The 16,338-nt window shown below is 64.8% G+C and carries 18 protein-coding genes; 5 read left to right on the top strand and 13 right to left on the bottom strand.

Features of this window, described 5'->3' with window-relative positions:
* Nucleotides 1–7: 7 nt before the first annotated feature.
* Both X741_RS155295 and X741_RS155300 read left to right on the top strand, forming a co-directional pair.
* Nucleotides 8–259 (top strand): hypothetical protein, encoded by a 252-nt coding sequence (locus tag X741_RS155295; protein ID WP_023777530.1) that lies wholly within the window; start codon nucleotides 8–10, stop codon nucleotides 257–259.
* A 189-nt stretch (nucleotides 260–448) separates the two neighbouring features.
* Nucleotides 449–772, top strand: a complete 324-nt coding sequence (locus X741_RS155300) for a hypothetical protein (protein ID WP_023765987.1) — start codon at nucleotides 449–451, stop codon at nucleotides 770–772.
* 84 nt (nucleotides 773–856) lie between these two features.
* On the opposite strand, the gene X741_RS155305 is transcribed toward X741_RS155300, so the two are convergent.
* The 4 genes from X741_RS155305 to X741_RS155320 are packed head-to-tail and all read right to left on the bottom strand — an operon-like array spanning nucleotide 857 to nucleotide 4,068.
* Nucleotides 857–1,792, bottom strand: coding sequence for an energy transducer TonB (locus tag X741_RS155305; RefSeq protein WP_023777529.1), 936 nt, complete (start codon nucleotides 1,790–1,792; stop codon nucleotides 857–859).
* The gene (exbD, locus tag X741_RS155310; RefSeq protein WP_023777528.1) at nucleotides 1,789–2,256 is read right to left on the bottom strand and encodes a TonB system transport protein ExbD; all 468 of its coding nucleotides are present in this window, start codon (nucleotides 2,254–2,256) and stop codon (nucleotides 1,789–1,791) included. Before exbD ends, X741_RS155305 begins: the two co-directional genes overlap by 4 nt.
* A gap of 12 nt (nucleotides 2,257–2,268) precedes the next feature.
* Entirely contained in the window at nucleotides 2,269–3,219 is a 951-nt protein-coding gene (gene exbB, locus X741_RS155315) for a tonB-system energizer ExbB (protein ID WP_023777527.1), read from the bottom strand.
* A 57-nt stretch (nucleotides 3,220–3,276) separates the two neighbouring features.
* Nucleotides 3,277–4,068: an ATP-binding cassette domain-containing protein gene (locus tag X741_RS155320; protein WP_023777526.1), complete on the bottom strand. Its 792-nt coding sequence runs from the start codon at nucleotides 4,066–4,068 to the stop codon at nucleotides 3,277–3,279.
* Between the two features lie 276 nt (nucleotides 4,069–4,344).
* Here X741_RS155320 and X741_RS155325 point away from each other — a divergent pair, with 276 nt between their 5' ends.
* Complete coding sequence (locus X741_RS155325) at nucleotides 4,345–5,031, top strand: isochorismatase family cysteine hydrolase (RefSeq protein ID WP_023777525.1); 687 nt, start codon at nucleotides 4,345–4,347, stop codon at nucleotides 5,029–5,031.
* A gap of 6 nt (nucleotides 5,032–5,037) precedes the next feature.
* Here X741_RS155325 and X741_RS155330 read toward each other — a convergent pair whose 3' ends face one another.
* Nucleotides 5,038–5,979 (bottom strand): LLM class flavin-dependent oxidoreductase, encoded by a 942-nt coding sequence (locus X741_RS155330; protein ID WP_023777524.1) that lies wholly within the window; start codon nucleotides 5,977–5,979, stop codon nucleotides 5,038–5,040.
* 154 nt (nucleotides 5,980–6,133) lie between these two features.
* Nucleotides 6,134–6,289 (bottom strand): hypothetical protein, encoded by a 156-nt coding sequence (locus X741_RS1000000168190; protein WP_023765981.1) that lies wholly within the window; start codon nucleotides 6,287–6,289, stop codon nucleotides 6,134–6,136.
* Between the two features lie 288 nt (nucleotides 6,290–6,577).
* Here X741_RS1000000168190 and X741_RS155335 point away from each other — a divergent pair, with 288 nt between their 5' ends.
* The gene (locus X741_RS155335) at nucleotides 6,578–7,345 is read left to right on the top strand and encodes an SDR family oxidoreductase (RefSeq protein WP_013892353.1); all 768 of its coding nucleotides are present in this window, start codon (nucleotides 6,578–6,580) and stop codon (nucleotides 7,343–7,345) included.
* A 63-nt stretch (nucleotides 7,346–7,408) separates the two neighbouring features.
* Here X741_RS155335 and X741_RS155340 read toward each other — a convergent pair whose 3' ends face one another.
* The 7 genes from X741_RS155340 to X741_RS155370 form a co-directional block, all read right to left on the bottom strand.
* A complete protein-coding gene (locus X741_RS155340) occupies nucleotides 7,409–8,353 on the bottom strand; it encodes an ABC transporter permease (RefSeq protein WP_023777523.1) in 945 nt (314 codons plus the stop codon).
* A complete protein-coding gene (locus tag X741_RS155345; protein ID WP_023777522.1) occupies nucleotides 8,350–9,405 on the bottom strand; it encodes an ABC transporter permease in 1,056 nt (351 codons plus the stop codon). The genes X741_RS155340 and X741_RS155345 overlap by 4 nt, the downstream gene beginning before the upstream one ends.
* A complete protein-coding gene (locus tag X741_RS155350; RefSeq protein WP_084018517.1) occupies nucleotides 9,405–10,916 on the bottom strand; it encodes an ABC transporter ATP-binding protein in 1,512 nt (503 codons plus the stop codon). Before X741_RS155350 ends, X741_RS155345 begins: the two co-directional genes overlap by 1 nt.
* 251 nt (nucleotides 10,917–11,167) lie before the next feature.
* A complete protein-coding gene (locus X741_RS155355; RefSeq protein WP_031249973.1) occupies nucleotides 11,168–12,199 on the bottom strand; it encodes a BMP family protein in 1,032 nt (343 codons plus the stop codon).
* A gap of 151 nt (nucleotides 12,200–12,350) precedes the next feature.
* Nucleotides 12,351–13,556 (bottom strand): 3-oxoadipyl-CoA thiolase, encoded by a 1,206-nt coding sequence (pcaF, locus tag X741_RS155360; protein ID WP_023777519.1) that lies wholly within the window; start codon nucleotides 13,554–13,556, stop codon nucleotides 12,351–12,353.
* A 1-nt stretch (nucleotide 13,557) separates the two neighbouring features.
* Entirely contained in the window at nucleotides 13,558–14,364 is an 807-nt protein-coding gene (locus X741_RS155365) for a CoA-transferase subunit beta (RefSeq protein WP_023777518.1), read from the bottom strand.
* Nucleotides 14,361–15,218 carry a CoA transferase subunit A gene (locus X741_RS155370; protein ID WP_023777517.1) on the bottom strand — a complete coding sequence of 286 codons (858 nt, stop codon included), beginning with the start codon at nucleotides 15,216–15,218 and terminating at the stop codon, nucleotides 14,361–14,363. The genes X741_RS155365 and X741_RS155370 overlap by 4 nt, the downstream gene beginning before the upstream one ends.
* A gap of 119 nt (nucleotides 15,219–15,337) precedes the next feature.
* Here X741_RS155370 and X741_RS155375 point away from each other — a divergent pair, with 119 nt between their 5' ends.
* Nucleotides 15,338–16,108, top strand: coding sequence for an IclR family transcriptional regulator (locus X741_RS155375; RefSeq protein WP_023777516.1), 771 nt, complete (start codon nucleotides 15,338–15,340; stop codon nucleotides 16,106–16,108).
* The last annotated feature ends 230 nt before the right edge of the window (nucleotides 16,109–16,338 follow it).

The raw sequence follows: 16,338 nt of genomic DNA, 5'->3' as shown, positions 1-16,338 counted from the left end.
GCACCACGTGGCAAATCAGTCCCTACGTCAGTCGGAGATCGATAGCCTGCAATATATCGCGTCGATGACCAATGAGCTGGTGCAGATGGCCGAAGCAAGCCGTTTTCCCATGATCTCTTATCTGTTGGGCATGGCCTATGCCGAGGCCTTCGATGTTCTGCGCGGCGCGCGGCCGGCAAGGCATGCGCAACTCAGCGGCAACCCGATGCATCCCCCGTCGCGTGCAAAGGAAAACCACGCGCAGCCAAGGAGAGCGTAGCGGATGCACTCGCCAGCCCTGTGCGCACCGGCGGGCTCGTCGCCGAACCGGTGGGAGACACTTTGTGCGCTACAAGGCCTGCTGCCGCTCCTGAGACGGCCGCCGCCGACCATGCCGGAATGGTCTACTGGTTCGAGCGGGCCGAAGCCGAGATTGCCAACATACGCAGACAATTGAGGGGACCCGCAAATGAACATGATCGCCGCCATCAGGGCCGCCGACGCCAGCGAAAGCGTCTTTGGCCGGCTCCATGCGCTGATTTCCAGCCGGCCGGCATCGCCGGATGCCGCGCGCGGCGAAGCCCGTCAACTGATTTCCATGGCAGTGGCCGACACCTGGCAAGCTGACAGCCTCTGGGGCGCGGCGGATGCTTTCCATGCCCATTTCGACTTCATGATGCAGACCGTCGAGATCAATGGTCCCGGCGATCCGAACCTCGCGACCCTGCGCACGAAATGCCGCTTCTACCTGGAGCAGGTCGAAGCGCTGTGCCGGTCGATGAGCCTTCGGTAGAGAGCCGGCTCCGGTTTTTCCCGGAATTGCATCAGTTTCCCGGAATTGCTTCAGTTCCCGGATTGCTTCAGTTCCCGGATTGCTTCAGTTCCGAAGACTGAACACGAAAGGCGCCGTGCGGCTGACGCGCGATCCGAGTTCCGGTGGTGGCGCCGGGACGGTGGCCCCCTGCAGTACGGCAAGCGCGGCCCGATCGAGTTCGGCGTCGCCGGATGAGCGCACGACACGTGCCGATATCACCCGCCCGGATCCGTCCACCGTGAAGGTTACGTTGGTATTGCCTTGCGAGCCCCTCGATTTCGCGGCGCTCGGATAGCGCTTGTGCCGATTGATCCATGCCTTCAGCCGCGACTCCCACTTGGCCGGGCTGATACCTGAAAACCCGGCCGACGACTTCGGCGCGGCTGCCTTGGCCGCCGGCCTGCTGTTCGCGCTTGCGGCGGCCACCGTCCTTGCCGGCTCCGCCTTTTCCTTTCTTGGCCGTGGCTTGGGCTTTTCGACCGGCTTTTTCGCTTTGACTGAGACCGGTTTCTTTTCCTTGGGCTGCTCGAGCGGCTTTGGCTGCGGCAGCGGAACGACGACCTCCGGCGCGACCGTCTCGACGACGTCGGGAACGACCTCTCCCAACGGCGGCCGGTCGACTGGTTCCGCTTCGCTTGTCTCTGTCGGCTCGATCTCGTCGGGAGGCGCCGTTTCCGCCTGCTCGGTCGGCTGCGGCCGCTCTACCACTTTCTCGGGCTCGGCTTTGGTCTCCTCGATCGGCTCGGTCCGGTCGGGTGTCGCCGCATCCAGCATCGCGGCCTGTTCCGGCACCGCGGGCGTGATCACCATCGGCGACATCTCTATCATCAGCGCCGGCGGCGGCCCGCCATCCGTCTCGATCGGACTGAAGCTCTGCACCGCATAGGCGACCGCGACATGAGCGCCGAGCACCAGCGCGGCTGCGCCTGCCCACAAGCCAAGGTCGCGCCAACGAAGGCGCGACAGCTCAGCCGTGGGCATGGCGGCCGCTTGTGTCATGGCGCTGCCGCTCCGGTGGCGGCGGGTGCCGGCGCATCGGCCGCGGGCACGGTCTCCAGGCCGACCAGCGCGATCTTCAGATAACCGGCGCCGCGCAACAGGTTCATCGCTTCCATCAGGTCGCCATAGGCGACCGCCTTGTCGGCGCGCAGGAAGATGCGCCTCTGCTTGTCGCCCTTGGTCTTGCCGTCCAGCGTCGCGGCGAAGACCGGGCGTGGCACGGTGTCGTTGCCGATCGCCAGCGTCAGGTCATCCTTCAACGTCAGGAACAGCGGCGTTTCCGGCCGTGGTGCGGGCGTTGCGGTCGATCCCGGCAGATCGACATTGACATCCACGGTCGCCAGCGGTGCGGCGACCATGAAGATGATCAGGAGCACCAGGATGACATCGATGAACGGCGTGACGTTGATCTCATGGCTTTCCTCGAGATCGTCATCCATGGTCTGGCGGATTCTGCTTCCCATACTATGCTCCCGCTACTCCGCCGCCATCGCCGTCGCGGGCGCGACAGTGCGGAAATCCAGGTCGCGGCTGACCAGCCGTTCGACGCCGGCCGACGCATCGGCCAGTATCTGCCGGTAGCCGGCTATCGAGCGCGCGAAGACGTTGTAGATGACGACCGCCGGTATCGCCGCGACGAGCCCCATCGCGGTGGCCAGCAGCGCTTCGGCGATGCCGGGTGCGACCACGGCGAGATTGGTGGTCTGCGCCTGCGATATGCCGATGAAGGCATTCATGATGCCCCAGACGGTCCCGAACAGGCCCACGAAAGGCGCGGTCGAGCCGATCGTCGCCAGCACGCCGGTACCGCGCGACATGCGCCGCGATGCCGCCGCCTCGATGCGCGACAGGCGCGAGGTGACCCGCTCCTTCAGCCCGTCGCCCGAGACATGGTCGAGCGCGCCGGCCGAGAGCGCGGCCTCTTCCTCCGCCGCCCGCACCAGGAGCGCGCCGGGACCGCCACTGCGATCGAGCGCGCGGCTCGCCTGCTTCAACGTTGCGGCATCGCCGATCGCGCGGACGGCGCGGCTGATGCGCAGCTTGCCGCCAAGAATCTCCAGCGATTTCGCCAGCCATATCGTCCAGGTGACGAGGGACGCGAAGGCCAGTCCGATCATCACCCCTTTCACGATAATGTCGGCGGCCATGAACATGCCCCATGGCGACAGGTCGTGCGGCAAGGTCAACTCCATTGCCGCCGAAGATCCGGCTGTCGCATTCGGCGCGCCAGCTGGCTGCTGTTGCGCGGGTGCCATCGTGGCCGGTGCGACAGCCGCCGGTGAGGCGGGCGCGGCTGGTGCAACGGGCGCCGCGACAGCAGGGGCGGCATCGGGGGCGGTGCCGGCCGGTTGCTCCTGGGCCGTTGCACTGGCAGCCGACAGGATCACCGATGCGGCCAACGCCGCCAACAAACCATTTCTCGACAAGAGCCTCTTCCTTGTTTTCACAGCGGCGAGCCGCTTCCTGTTTCCCGCCGCCTCGGCCTACTGCACGTAGCCGACGGGTTGGCCGGTGACGGGGTGCGCGAACACGCCCATCTCCACGCCAAAAATGCCTTTCAGCACGTCGCCCCGCATGATTTCGCCGGGCGTGCCGCGCGTCAGCAGCTTGCCGTCCTTCAAGGCGATCAGTTCGTCGCAATAGCGCGCCGCCATATTGGGATCGTGCAGCACTACGACGACGCAGAGGTCGCGCTTGCGGCTGAGCTCCCGGACCAGCCCCAGCACCTCGACCTGATGGGCGATGTCGAGCGCCGAGATCGGCTCGTCGAGCAGCATGACGCCGGCATTCTGCGCCACCAGCATGGCAAGCCAGGCGCGCTGGCGCTCGCCGCCCGACAATTCATCCACCAGCCGGTCGGCGAAACCGTCCATGTCGGTCAGGCCAAGCGCTTCCTCGACATGCCGCCTGTCCTCGGAACCGAAGCGGCCGAGCGCGCCATGCCAGGGATAGCGCCCCAGCGTCGCCAGCTCGCGCACGGTGAGGCCGGTCGCCGCCGGCGTCGTCTGCGGCAGGTAGGCAAGTGCACGGGCGAACTCACGCGCGCCCCATTGCGGCAGCGGCCGTTTGGCGAAGGTGATGGCGCCGGAACTTGCCGGCTGCTGGCGTGCCAGAAGCTTGATCAGCGTCGATTTGCCAGAGCCGTTGTGGCCGATCAGCCCATAGACGCGCGAGCGCTGCAGTTCGAGCGAAACCGGGCCGAGCAACGTCCGCTCGCCGACGGCAAAACGCACCGCGTCGATCTGAAAGGCAGTCTCGGTTCCAGCCACCGTCATGGCTCTTCTCCAGTGCGGCCGCCGGATTTGGCCCCGGCAGGCAGGTGCCCGGTGGTATGAAACATGACCTTACTAGTCAACATTGAAGATGACTGCAACAGTCAACAATTCGTCGTGACAGCCGATATCGCGACCGGATCCTGAGAAAACAGGAGGTGCACCGGATGATCAGCGGACGCGGGCCAAGCGGGAGAGGCGCAAACACGCGTAATGAAGCCCAGCGTCTGGTGTCGGCGCATTGAACCATTATGGTTGGTCGAAAACAGGGAGCCACCGATGATCAAGGCAACGCCCTTCGACTTCCCCTATGACGGCATGCTGGTCGCCGAAAACACCGCGCTCGTCGTCATCGACCTGCAGCAGGATTTCCTGTCGACAACGGGCTATTTCGCCAAGCAGGGATATGACCCTTCACCGCTGCGGGCGATCCTGCCGACCGTGAACCGGCTGATATCAGCCGCGCGCAGAGCCGGCATCACCATCATCCACACCAGGCAAGGATACCGCGCCGACATGGCCGACATGACGCCCTACGAGAAATGGCGACGCAAGCGCTCCGGTCTCGACGGCACCGACATCCTGCTGCGCTCGGGTCCGGGGTTCCAGATCGTTCCGGAGATCGATGTCGCGCCTGACGACATCATCGTCGACAAGACCTGCAACAGCGCCTTCACCTACACGGATTTCGAGCTCGTGCTGCGCGCGCAAGGCATCACGCATCTGATGTTTTCCGGATGCACGACCGATGTCTGCGTCCACACCACGCTGCGCGAGGCCTGCGACCGCAATTTTCAGTGTCTGACGATCTCGGACGCCTGCGCTAGTGGTGACCGGCAAGCGCACGAGGCGGCGCTTCACATGGTGACGGTCGAGGATGGCGTCTTCGGCGCGCTGGCCGATTCAGCCGCCGTCATCGACGGCCTGTCGCGGCTTGGCGACAGGCCTGCAACAACAAAGGGCTGATGAACCTCAACCTGCGGCGCGAGTCTCCGGCCCTGTGCGAGACGCATACGCCCCGGGCTGGAATGCGTCATCTTCGCGACGCGCCAACGAATTGCGCAGCAAGGCGAGCGTTTCCCGGCCGACCGTCGCGATCTCGCGCGGCGTGTCCACGCCCACGATCATGAACTCGTCGATCCCGAGAGCCGCATAGGCAAGCAGCGACAGCGCGACCTGAGCCGGTGGCCCGGACAGGTCGACCGCCTTGTGGCCCGTGGCGGACGCACCCCGGTGAATCCGGACCGGAAGCGCGAAGCGCAGCTTGCCGGCGCGGCCATGTTCGGCGGCAGCACCGCGCGCCCGCTCCATCAATTGCTTGATTTCATCGATCGAGCCCGGCGCCAGTTCGAAGACATCGGCATGCCGGCCGGCCACCTTGAGCGCCGTTCCGGATTGTCCGCCCATGCGGATGACGAGGTCGGCGCCGTGAGGGCCCTTGCGCGGCACATAGCCGCCCTTGATGCTGTAGAAGGCGCCTTCGTGGTCGATGGGCCGGTCGTTCGACCACAGCCGCTTCAAGAGCACCAAATATTCGTCGATGCGCTGCCAGACGACGCCATGTCCGACCGGACGTGCCTCGGCATCGTCATCGTTCAACGGCTCGCTGATCATCCTGAGCGCCAGCCGTCCGCCGCTTTCCCTGTCGATCGACGCCAGCTGGCGGGCCGCCACCGTCGGTTCGATCACGCCGGCCCAGTGGGTGAGCACCACTTCCAGCGAAGCGGTGCGGTTAAGCACTTGGGAAGCGAGATCCATATTGGTCAGCAGCCCTGCCGAATCGTCGACGACGATCTTGCGGAAGCCGCTATCCTCGATCAGCCCGAGCTTGGTCGCCGTCTCGGCGAAATCATAGAAGAAGGGCGCCGTGGCATCGGCGGTCTTGCCGGGTACATGCGTGAATTCGATCGGCATTTCATCTCCTCCATCTCTGGAATCATGGATGCGGTGAAGTTCGAATCCCGGCCGCGCGCAAGCGCGCCGGGAATCCGGTTCATTCAACTCCGATTGCCTGAAAATATGGGGCAACTAGCCCCGTCAGTCTAATGTCTCGGGGCCAGCCTGAAGCTCAGGGAATAAGGCCGAGAACGACCGCCCCGGTGAACACGAACGCAAGGGCAAAGACGAGATAGGCGAAAGCGCCGGCATAGGCCGGGCGAAAGGTCTGGGCATTGGCCACTCTCTGGCCGCTGCTGTCAGTCTGAGCGTTCTGGATATAGGACATATCGACCTCCGTCTCGCCGGTTAATCTATAAAACTTGTAGACTTTGTCGATTGCTATTTTTTGGCCAAAAGCAGAATTATTTTCCTATTTCGGACGACAGATTGGTTGCGGATTGCTGAGAGCGCTCGTCAGCGCGATGGATCGGCGGGGCGTTCGCATTGCCGCGAAGCGACCGAACGGACCTATGTCCTTGTTCCCGCTGTGCCCAATTCGTCCATTGGCCGCCCGCTGCGCGCACGGTAGCATCGCCCGAGCACACGAAGACCATCAACCATGGGGAACTGAAAAATGGGCACGAGACTGGCCGGCAAGGTCGCCATCATTTCGGGCGGCGCCACGGGAATGGGCGGAGCGGCCTCGGAACTATTTGCCGCCGAAGGCGCCAAGGTCGCGATCATCGACCGCAATCGCGAGGCGGCAGCCGCCACAGCGGCCGCGATACGTGCGCGGGGACACATAGCCGAGCATTTCGTCGCCGACGTGTCCGACGAAGCGCAGGTCGAGGCCGCGGTGAAAGGGGCGACCGAAAAGCTCGGCCCCGTCACCGTGCTGTTCAACCACGCCGGCACCATCGTCATCAAACCCTTCCTGGAGACAACGGTCCAGGAATGGGACTGGCTGCACGCCGTCAATGTCCGCTCGATGTTCCTGATGACGCGCGCTGTGCTGCCCGGCATGATCGCGGCCGGCGGCGGCTCGATTGTCTGCACCTCGTCGATCTCGGCGGTGGCCGCGACGCCGATGGAGGTGCTCTACGACACCACCAAGGGCGCCTGCCACATGTTCGCCCGCGCCATCGCCGTCGAATTCCGCGACCGCAACATCCGCTGCAACGCCGTCTGCCCCGGCTTCATCCGCACGCCGCACGGCCTGCGCGAGGTCGCCGATCTCGGCAGGCTCGGCATCGATGTCTCCGATGCGGCGCTAGCCGCGCAGCAGGGCCGGATCGGCGAGCCGGAAGAGGTCGCCAAGGCAGCGCTGTACCTCGCCAGCGACGAATCGAGCTTCGTCAACGGCACGCATCTGTTCGTCGACAATGGTTTTACGGCGATGTGAGGCGACAGCCTGGCGCCCTTCCTCTCCCCCCTCCGGAGGGAGAGGAAAGGACCCCCTACTCGTCTAACGCTCCTCCCTGCGAAACGGCTTCAACAGCGCCGATGGCGCCACCGCGTTGCGTGACATCACGGCCATCGCAACGATGGTGAAGATGAAGGGCAGCATCAAGAACGCCTCGTAGGGGATGTGCCCGAGGCCGCTCGCCTGCATGCGCAGCTGCAAGGCATCGACGAAGGCGAACAGCAGTGCCGCGCCCGCCGAGCGCCACGGATCCCAGCGGCCGAAGACGACCAACGCGATCGCAACCCAGCCGCGTCCTGACACCACGCCGAAGGTGAAGGCGTTGAACTGCGCCATCGACAGGAAAGCGCCGGCCAACCCCATCAGCGCCCCGCCGAGGATGACCGCCTGGAAGCGGGTGGCAATGACACTGACGCCGGCCGAATCGGCGGCGCGCGGGTTCTCGCCGACCATGCGCACCGACAGGCCCCATGGCGTACGGTAGAGCACGAAGGCGGCGAGCGGGATGGCAAGGATCGCCATGTAGACGAGCGCAAACTGGTTGAACACCGCCGGGCCAAGAACCGGTACATCCGACAGCAGCGGGATCGGCAGCGTCTGGAAACCCTTGATGCTGGGCGGTACCGATTGCTGGCCGAAGATCAGCCGGTAGAGGAAATAGGCAAGGCCGGACGAGAACAGCGTGACGCCGATGCCACAGACATGCTGGCTCAAGCCCAGCGCCACGGTGAACAGCGCGTGCAGCGCGCCCATCAGCATGCCGGTCAGCACCGCCACCAGCACGCCGAGCCACAGGCTGCCGCTGAGGCTGGTGGCGGTGAAGCCGGTCATCGCGCAGAGCAGCATGATGCCCTCGATGCCGAGATTGAGCACGCCGGACCGCTCGGAGAACATTTCGCCGAGCGTGGCAAAGGCCAAAGGCGTGGCGATGCGGATGATCGCGGCCAGGAAGCCGACCTGAAAAATCTGTTCGAACACCGCGCTCATCGGACAACTCCGACGCGGCGGATGCGGTAGGCGGTGAACAGCAGCGCCACCAGCATGGCCAGCAGCGCGGTGCCCTGGATGACATCGCTGAGGAAGGCCGGCACGCCGGTCGCGCGCGACATCGCCTCGGCCCCGGTCATCACGGCGGCCAGGAAGATCGCCGCCGGCACAACGCCGAGCGGGTTGAGCCGCGCCAGCATGGCAACGACAATGCCGGAATAGCCGTAGCCCGGCGAGATGTCGCTCATCACCTGGAAATGCACGCCGCCAACCTCGCCGACGCCGGCGAGCCCGGCCAGTGCGCCCGACAGCAGCGCTGTCGAGATCAGTACCCGCTCGACATGGATGCCGCCATAGCGGGCCGCTTCGGGGTTTTCGCCGGTGACCCGGATGCGGAAGCCGAGCGTCGTGCGCACGATCAGGAACCAGATCAAAGGCGCGGCGATCAGCGCCACGATGACGCCGAGATGCAGCCGCGTGCCCTCGATCAGCACCGGAAAGTTAGCCGAATCCTCGATCGGCGGCGAGATCGGATAGCCGCTGAAACTATCCTTCCACGGCCCTTCGATCAGCGCCATCAGCGCGTAATAGATGACCGAGTTGAGCAGCAGCGAGGAAACGACATCATCGACCTTGAATTTGACCCGCAGCGTCGCCGGCACCAGCGCGACAGCGGCACCTGCGGCGGCGCCCGCCACCGCCATCAAGACCATGGCGAGCGGTCCCGGCATCGGGATCGCGCCGACGAAGCAGCTGGCGACCGCGCCGGCGAGCAATTGTCCCTCGGCGCCGATGTTCCAGAATTTGGCCCGGAAGGCGACGGCCACGGCCAGCCCGGTGAAGATCATCGGTGCCGCGCGCACCATGGTTTCGGTGATCGCATAGCTGTCGCCGAGCGAGGCGGTGAACATCACGCCATAGGCCTCGATCACGCCGGCGCCGGCCAGCGCGATCAGGCCGCTGCACAGGACGAGCGTCGCGCCGATCGCCAGCAGCGGCAAAGCGAGGTTGAACCATGCGGGCGTCGAGGTGCGGACTTCCAGGCGAAACATCAGGCGTGTCCCTCCGCTCCGGTCATCATCAGCCCAAGCCGCGAGATCGTTGCATCGGCGCTGTTGAGCGTGCCGGCGATGCGGCCCTCATACATCACCGCGATGCGGTCGCAGAGCACCAGCAGTTCCTCGAGATCCTCGCCGATGACGATGATGCCGCAGCCCTTGGCCCGCATGTCGAGGAACTTTTCGTGGATGAAACGAGCCGCACCGATGTCGAGGCCGCGTGTCGGCTGCGAAACGATCAAGACCTTCGGGTCGAAGGCGAGCTCGCGTGCCAGCAGCGCCTTCTGCAGATTGCCGCCGGACAGAGCCCCCGCGCGCGTCATCGGCCCAGGACACCTGATATCATAGGCCTTGATCTGCGCCTCGGCGAAGGCGCGGATCGCATCAGGCTTGAGCAGGCCCTTGCTGCTGAACGCCGCCGTGCCGATGCGCGGCAGCACCATGGAATCCGCGAGCGGCAAATTGGTGACCAGCCCGGTGGTCATGCGGTCTTCCGGGATGCGGCCGAGACCGAGAGCCTGCACCTCGCGCGGCGAGAACCGCGTGACCTTGCTGCCGGCGATCGTCATCCGGCCGGCGTCGGGCGCGCGCACGCCCGAAATCACCTCAGCCAGCGCCCGCTGGCCATTGCCCGACACGCCGGCGATGCCGAGGATCTCGCCGCCGCGCACGGCAAGCGATACGTCGCGCAGCGCCGTGCCCGAATGCCGCGAGGTGGAAATGCCGTCGAGCGTCAGCACCGCCGCACCAGGCGTCGATGGTCCCCGCGCCGGCGGCACGATCTCGTGGCCGCACATCAGTTGCGCCATGGCGGCCGACGTCGTGTTGGCGGGATCGTCGACGCGCCCGGCGACACGGCCATGCCGCAGCACCGTGCAGCGATGGGTGAGCGCGCGCACCTCGTTGAGCTTGTGCGAGATGAAGATGATGCCGAGACCTTGCGCCGCCATCGAGCGCAGCGCCGAAAACAGCCCGTCGACCTCGCTGGGCGCCAGCACCGCCGTCGGTTCGTCGAGGATCAAAAGCTTGGCGCCGCGAAACAGCGCCTTGACGATTTCGAGCCGCTGCTGCTCGCCGACCGACAGCGCCGAGACCGGCAGGTCGGGATTGAGCGTCAGCCCATGTTGGCGGCCGATTTCGGCGAGCCGCGCCAGCCCGCCGGCGCGGTCGGTCCGCCCCGCCTTGCCGGGAATGCCGATCAGCAGGTTTTCCAGCACCGTCAGCCTTGGCGCGAGGTGAAAGTGCTGATGCACCATGCCGATGCCGGCAGCCAGCGCATCGGCCGAACTGGTGATGCGCACCGGCCGGCCCTGGATCAGGATCTCGCCGGCATCCGGCGCATAGGCGCCGAACAGCACATTCATCAGCGTCGTCTTGCCGGCGCCGTTCTCGCCCAGCAGCCCAAGGATCTCACCGGGCGCCACGCTGAGGTCGACAGCCTCGTTCGCCTTGACGGCGCCGAAGCTCTTGGTGATGCCGCGCATTTCGATGAGTGGGGCGGGCAAGGACAAGGATGCTCCTGATCGGAATTGGCTTTGTGATCCAGCTTTGATTGATGGGGATGCGCGAGGCGCCCCCCTCTGTCCTGCCGGCCATCTCCCCCTCAAGGGGGGAGATCGGATGTCACTTTCGGCTTTCGCCAATTTTCCACGCCGAATAAGGGTGCCGCCGACGAAGCTGCCAATCTCCCCCCTTGAGGGGGAGATGGCCGGCAGGACAGAGGGGGGGCCTAGCACCAACCCCTAAAGACCAGAACTCAATCCGAAACCGGCGTGTTCTCGTCCACATCCACCCGGAAATTGCCTTCGAGTATCTCGGCCTTCTTCTTCTCGACCAGATCCTTCACGTCGGCCGGCAGCGTCTTGTCGAACTTGTGATACGGCGCCAGGAACGATCCGCCCTTGGCCATGCGCGAGAAGTCGCCATAGTCCTGCGCGGTGAAGACGCCGGCCTTGACCAGCTTGATCGCCTGTTCGACCGTCGGATACATGTCCCAGACCGGGCCGGTGATGACCGTGTCCGGGCCGAGGCTCGACTGGTCGGACATGTTGGAGATGGCGAACACCTTCTTTTCCACCGCCGCTTCGATGACGCCGAAGCGCTCGGCATAGATGACGTCGGCGCCGGCGTCGATCTGCGCGACAGCCGCTTCCTTGGCCTTCGGCGGGTCGAAGAAGGAACCGATGAAGGCGACCTTCTTCTTGATGTTCGGATTGACCTCCTTGGCGCCGGCGAAGAAGGCGTTGACCAGCCGGTTCACCTCCGGGATGCCCATCGCCGCGACGGCGCCGATGGTACCCGACTTCGACATCTTGCCGGCGATCATGCCTGACAGATAGGCCGGCTCGTGGATCCAGTTGTCGAAGACGCCGAAATTGGGATCGGCGGGGCCGGCGCCCGAGCCGAACAGCCAGGCGGTCTTCGGGAACTGCTTGGCCGTGCGGCGCGATTCACGCTCGGCGGCGAAGGCATCGCCCAGCACCAGCTGATAGCCGCCTTGCGCATATTCGCGCATGACGCGGCTGAAATCGGCGGTCTGCACCTTCTCGGACCATTTGTATTCGATGCCGAGTTCCTTCTCGGCCTTCTGCAAGGCGACATGGATCTGGTTGTCCCATGGCTCCTCGATCGGCGTGGCGAAGATCGCCGCCACCTTCAGCTTCTTGTCCTTGGCGAAGGCAGCACCCGGCAGCATGGCAGCGGCCAGGCCAAGCGCGCCGAGCTCAAGCACATTGCGTCGCGACAGACCTTCGCAGGCGAAATGAGATTTGTTCTTCCGGTTATCCATTGCAGTCCCCTCTGTTCGACAGCCGTGTCGAGCCGGCCGTTCTAAAAATCAGACGGGGAACTATGGAACGGGTCCGGACTTTTGTCCACATGGTCAAATTTGATGGCGTGCCCAATCCGGTCTTGATCCTGGCCAGCCGAGAAACCTGCGGTCAAGCCCGTTCGAGCGCGATGGCGATGCCCTGGCCGACGCCGATGCACATGGTGGCCAGGCCATAGCGGCCGCCGCGTTCCCGCAGCTCCAGCGCCGCGGTACCGGAGATGCGGGCGCCGGACATGCCCAGGGGATGGCCAAGCGCGATGGCGCCGCCATTCGGGTTGACATGCGAGGCATCCTCGGCGATGCCGAGCTGGCGCAATACGGCGATGCCTTGCGAGGCAAAAGCTTCGTTGAGCTCGATGACATCGAACTGTTTTGGCGTCAGGCCGAGCCGCGCGCAGAGCTTCTGCGTCGCCGGCGCCGGTCCGATACCCATGATGCGCGGCGCGACACCGGCGGCGGCCCCGCCAAGGATGCGAGCGATCGGCGTCAGGCCGTATTTCTTCACGGCGGCCTCGGAGGCGACGATCAGCGCCGCTGCCCCGTCATTGACGCCGGAAGCATTGCCGGCCGTCACCGTGCCGCCTTGCCGGAACGGCGTCGGCAATTTGGCCAGCGCCTCCACCGTGGTGCCGGCGCGGGGATGCTCATCCTTCGAGACGACCACCGCGTCGCCCTTGCGCTGCGGGATCGTCACCTCCGTGATCTCCTTCGCCAATCGGCCATTGGCCTGTGCGGCGACTGCCTTGTCCTGGCTGCGCACGGCAAAGGCGTCCTGGTCGGCGCGGGAGACGGCGAAGTCTTCCGCCACGTTCTCGCCGGTCTCCGGCATGGAATCGACACCATACTGCTTCTTCATCACCGGGTTGACGAAGCGCCAGCCGATCGTGGTGTCGTAAATCTCGGCATTGCGCGAAAACGCCGTGTCGGCCTTTGGCATGACGAAGGGTGCGCGGCTCATCGATTCGACACCGCCGGCAATCATCAGCTCCGCCTCGCCGGCCTTGATCGCGCGTGCGGCGATGGTCAGCGCATCCATGCCGGAGCCGCACAGCCGGTTGACGGTCGAGCCCGGGATTTCCTTCGGCAGGCCGGCCAAGAGCAGCGCCATGCGCGCCACGTTGCGGTTGTCCTCGCCGGCCTGGTTGGCACAGCCATAGACGACGTCGTCGACTGCCTGCCAATCGATGCCGGCATTGCGCTCGACCAGCGCCTTCAGCGGAATGGCGCCGAGATCGTCTGATCGCACCGAGGACAGCGAACCGCCGAAGCGGCCGATCGGCGTGCGGATGTAATCGCAGATATAGGCCTCGGCCATGTCATGCAGTCCTTGTTTTTCCGGTTCCTTCATGCGCCGCCTTGGTGCGGGCCTGCAGGTCGCGCAATGTCTTGAGTTCGAGTTCACTTGGCGGTGGCGTTTCGTCAAGCGCCTCGGCGAACTTAACCACCCAGCCACAGCTCTCCTGCACCTGCTGGCGCGAGACACCCGGATGCAGCGAAACGACGGTGAACTCCTTGGTCACCGGATCGGGCTTCCAGATCGCGAGATCGGTGATCAGCAAGGTTGGCCCAGCCGTGTCGATGCCGAGACGCCTGCGATGATCGCCGCCCTCGCCATGGCCGAAGGAGGTGAAGAAGTCGATCTTTTCGACCATGCCGCGCTTGCTCTGCGCCATGGTGATGTAGATCTCCTTCGACGAGGTCGCGATCTCCGGTGCCCCGCCGCCGCCAGGCAGCCGGGTCTTCGGGTGGAAATAATCGCCGATGACGGTGGTGTTGATGTTGCCGAACTTGTCGAGCTGCGCCGCACCGAGGAAGCCGATCGAGATGCGGCCGCCCTGCAGCCAGTAGCGGAACATTTCCGGCACCGCGACGGTAGTGACCGCGGTCTCGCACAACTCGCCATCGCCGATCGACAGCGGCAGCACATCGGGCGCGGTGCCGATCGTGCCGCTTTCGTAGATCAGCGTGATGTCGGGCGCATGCGTCAGCCGCGCCACATTGCAGGCGGCGGACGGCGCACCGATGCCGACGAAGCAGACATCGTCATTTGTGAGCGCACGGCTGGCGACAATGGTCATCATCTCGTTGGGGGTGAAGCCCAAGCCCAATGGAGCGTCGCTCATGCCGCTTTCCTCAGATGCTCGACACGACCAGCAAAATCGTCGGCGCTCTTTTCGATGACGTTCGCCTGCATCCAGGCCTGGAACTTTTCCCGATCGGCGGCGATCTCGTCCCATTCGAGATAGGCGGCATTGTCGCGCCCATAATAGCCATGCGCGTAGGACGGATGCGAGCCGCCCGGCACGACCGATATCGCCGCGATGGTCCAGCGCGGCAGCACGGTCAGATTGGGGTGCAGGTCGTCGAAATTGTCGACCACCTCCTCCACCGTTACAACCGCACGCCTGGCTGCCAGCACGGCTTCCTTCTGGATGCCGATGATGCCTTCGACCAGCACATTGCCTTTCCGGTCGGCCTTCTGCGCATGGATGAAGGTGACGTCGGGCCGGATCGAGGGAACGGCGGCCAGCACCTCACCTGTGAACGGGCACGTGACGGATTTGATGTTCGGGTTGACCTCCGCAAGGCCCGCGCCGCGATAGCCGCGGAACATCGCGCAGGGCAGACCGGCAGCACCCGCCTCATAGGCATTGGCCATGCCGGCATGACTGTGCTCCTCGACCTCGATGGGTCTCGGAAAACCATTCTCGATGGCATCGCGTACGCGCCGCAGCAGGCCGACGCCGGGATTGCCGACATAGGAGAAGATGATCTTCTTGGCCATGCCCATGCCGATCATCTGGTCGTAGATCAGGTCCGGCGTCATGCGGATCAGGGTCAGGTCGGAAAAACCCTGGCGGATCGCCTCATGCGCCGCAGCCGTCGGGATCAGATGAGTGAAGCCCTCGAAGGCGACGGAGTTGCCATTGTTGAGGTTCTCCGCAACGGCCTGTTCGAGCGGCAGGAACTTGACCATCGCATCGGCTCCGCGTACACAAAGTTCGTATTGCGAACATATGTTTAATATGCGATACTTTCTAAGCTGATTGAAGATGCGGAGTCAAGCTCGGCAACGGTACCTTCCGTGGAGGCCCGATGGACGAAGAAGCCGTTTCCCGTGACCATGTCGGCTCGCTCGAGCGCGGCCTTGCCGTCATGGAGATCCTGGCGCGTCACCCCCAGGGCATGACGCTGACCGAAATGGCGGAGGAGGCCGGTTTGACCCGTGCCGGCGCCCGCCGGTTCCTGCTGACGCTGGTTGCGACCGGCTACGCCACCCAGGATGGCCGCGTGTTCTCGCTGTCGCCGCGCCTGCTGACCATCGCCCGCACCTGGCTCGATGGCGGCTCGCTGTGGAGCTTCGCCGCGCCCATCATGCGTGCTGTTGCGACACAGCTGAACGAGGCCTGCTCAGCGGCGATCCTGTCGGGCCCGGATGTCGTCTATGTCGCCCGCATTCCCGGCCGCCGCATCCTCAGCGTGTCGCTCGATGTCGGCACCAGGCTGCCGGCCTATTGCACCTCGATGGGACGCATCCTGCTGGGCGGCCTGACACCAGGGGAATTGGACGCGTTCCTCCGCCAGGCAACCGTCGAGAGACGCACGCCGAAGACGATCACCGACAAAAAATTGCTGGCCGAGGCCATCGGCAAGGCGAAGGCCGACGGCTTTGCCATCGTCGACGAGGAACTGGAACTCGGCCTGCGCTCGATAGCCGTGCCGATCCGCGACCGCTCAGGGAGCACGGTCGCGGCCATCAACGTCTCGACGCAATCGGCGCGGTTCACCATTGCGGAAATGGAACGGGAGATACTGCCAGCGCTGCTTGAGGCCAGGCAGCGCATCGAGGATTTTTTCGTCGTTTAAGAGGACTTGCCAACCTTCAACGTCGACGGGACAGCACCCCCCTCTGGCCTGCCGGCCATCTCCCCCGCAAGGAGGGAGATCAGCTGTTATCTCGGGTTTCGCCAATCTATACTGTTGTAAGGTGAGCGCAGCGCCGAACCTGCCAATCTCCCCCCTCGCGGGTAGGGCTATCGCATATGAGTAAAGAGGCTGAGCAGGTCTTGATCGGCCCATCGTGCTTTGAGTCGTTT

The organism is Mesorhizobium sp. LNHC221B00 (assembly GCF_000502935.1).
In the GTDB taxonomy this organism is placed as follows: Bacteria; Pseudomonadota; Alphaproteobacteria; order Rhizobiales; family Rhizobiaceae; genus Mesorhizobium; species Mesorhizobium opportunistum.
This window is presented reverse-complemented; position numbering and strand designations above follow the sequence as displayed.

Bases quoted from the DNA above. Each gene is read 5' to 3' on its own strand.
- exbD (WP_023777528.1), bottom strand. From the start codon at position 2,256: ATGGGAAGCAGAATCCGCCAGACCATGGATGACGATCTCGAGGAAAGC.
- X741_RS155375 (WP_023777516.1), top strand. From the start codon at position 15,338: ATGGACGAAGAAGCCGTTTCCCGTGACCATGTCGGCTCGCTCGAGCGC.
- X741_RS155355 (WP_031249973.1), bottom strand. From the start codon at position 12,199: ATGGATAACCGGAAGAACAAATCTCATTTCGCCTGCGAAGGTCTGTCG.
- X741_RS155345 (WP_023777522.1), bottom strand. From the start codon at position 9,405: ATGTTTCGCCTGGAAGTCCGCACCTCGACGCCCGCATGGTTCAACCTC.
- X741_RS155365 (WP_023777518.1), bottom strand. From the start codon at position 14,364: ATGAGCGACGCTCCATTGGGCTTGGGCTTCACCCCCAACGAGATGATG.
- X741_RS155330 (WP_023777524.1), bottom strand. From the start codon at position 5,979: ATGCCGATCGAATTCACGCATGTACCCGGCAAGACCGCCGATGCCACG.
- X741_RS155370 (WP_023777517.1), bottom strand. From the start codon at position 15,218: ATGGTCAAGTTCCTGCCGCTCGAACAGGCCGTTGCGGAGAACCTCAAC.
- X741_RS155305 (WP_023777529.1), bottom strand. From the start codon at position 1,792: ATGACACAAGCGGCCGCCATGCCCACGGCTGAGCTGTCGCGCCTTCGT.
- X741_RS155320 (WP_023777526.1), bottom strand. From the start codon at position 4,068: ATGACGGTGGCTGGAACCGAGACTGCCTTTCAGATCGACGCGGTGCGT.
- pcaF (WP_023777519.1), bottom strand. From the start codon at position 13,556: ATGGCCGAGGCCTATATCTGCGATTACATCCGCACGCCGATCGGCCGC.
- X741_RS155335 (WP_013892353.1), top strand. From the start codon at position 6,578: ATGGGCACGAGACTGGCCGGCAAGGTCGCCATCATTTCGGGCGGCGCC.
- X741_RS155325 (WP_023777525.1), top strand. From the start codon at position 4,345: ATGATCAAGGCAACGCCCTTCGACTTCCCCTATGACGGCATGCTGGTC.
- X741_RS155300 (WP_023765987.1), top strand. From the start codon at position 449: ATGAACATGATCGCCGCCATCAGGGCCGCCGACGCCAGCGAAAGCGTC.
- X741_RS1000000168190 (WP_023765981.1), bottom strand. From the start codon at position 6,289: ATGTCCTATATCCAGAACGCTCAGACTGACAGCAGCGGCCAGAGAGTG.
- X741_RS155340 (WP_023777523.1), bottom strand. From the start codon at position 8,353: ATGAGCGCGGTGTTCGAACAGATTTTTCAGGTCGGCTTCCTGGCCGCG.